The sequence below is a fragment of the Vibrio sp. 03_296 genome (genome assembly GCF_002265885.1).
This window is the reverse complement of sequence record NZ_NPKW01000682.1, coordinates 1-948: the sequence shown is the minus strand read 5'-3', so window position 1 is coordinate 948 and position 948 is coordinate 1. Positions and strand designations below refer to the sequence as shown.

1 pseudogene is annotated in these 948 nt (G+C 39.1%); it reads right to left on the bottom strand.

Annotation, left to right across the window (positions count from 1 at the left end):
* Positions 1-589: 589 nt before the first annotated feature.
* A pseudogene (locus tag CIK04_RS27115) lies at positions 590-948 on the bottom strand (BRCT domain-containing protein); the annotation flags it as partial.

Genomic DNA, 948 nt, shown 5'->3' with positions numbered 1-948 from the left:
ACCTACTTGGTGCCGCAGCTGAAACTGGAGCTGCTGCGATTGCGCCTACCATTGCTGCAGTTATGGCAGATACTTTAAAAAATTTGTCCATGGAAAAACTCCTAAAAATGGATATAGCTGTATTTTTTCATTCTCACCTTTAGTTGGCCGCCGAAGGGAGAAATCATTTCCTACGAAAAAACCTAATTAATCCTAATTTTGGTTTTTTTATTTCCTGCATACACCGTGTGTATCCATGGCTCATAGACTAAACTTTCGCAGCGATAAAACATCCAATAGGTAACTTATTTTTTTTCTAAAAAAATATGAGCAAGACCAAATTTCCTCAAATCAACATGATCTAGATCTTATTTTCCATCCAAACTAGAAGCAATAAACAAAGGCCTTATAAACAATAACTTAAATAAATCAATTTGAACCTCATCGCATTATATGTTTCTACGCAAAGCATTTAGTCAGCACACGATCTGGCTCACGGAATAATTTTTATCGATATTTTCATTCGTTAACCAGTATTTATTTCACATAAAAAAATAACCCTCCAAACGTCWAWTTAGTAGGGTTTTAGTTTTTATTTATTCTTTTTAGGTTACAGAAGTGCGAGTAAATCTTGCTCTGTTTGAATTTCCACGCCAAGTTCTTGCGCTTTGGTTAATTTTGAACCCGCCGCTTCACCAGCAAAAACGATATCTGTTTTCTTGGATACACTTCCCGTGACTTTAGCCCCCAATCGTTCCAAAGCCGCTTTTGCATCGCCACGACTGAGCTGTGTCAAGGTTCCGGTTAGTACAACGACTTTGCCTGCTAATGGCTGAGGTATCTCACTACCAAGCTCCTCGACAGCGGGCCAAACAATCCCTTGTTCAATAAGTGCTTGCACCACCTTTGATTTTCTCTTCAGCAAAAATGCCGTGATATGACAGAGCGACGACTTCACCGATATCGGGA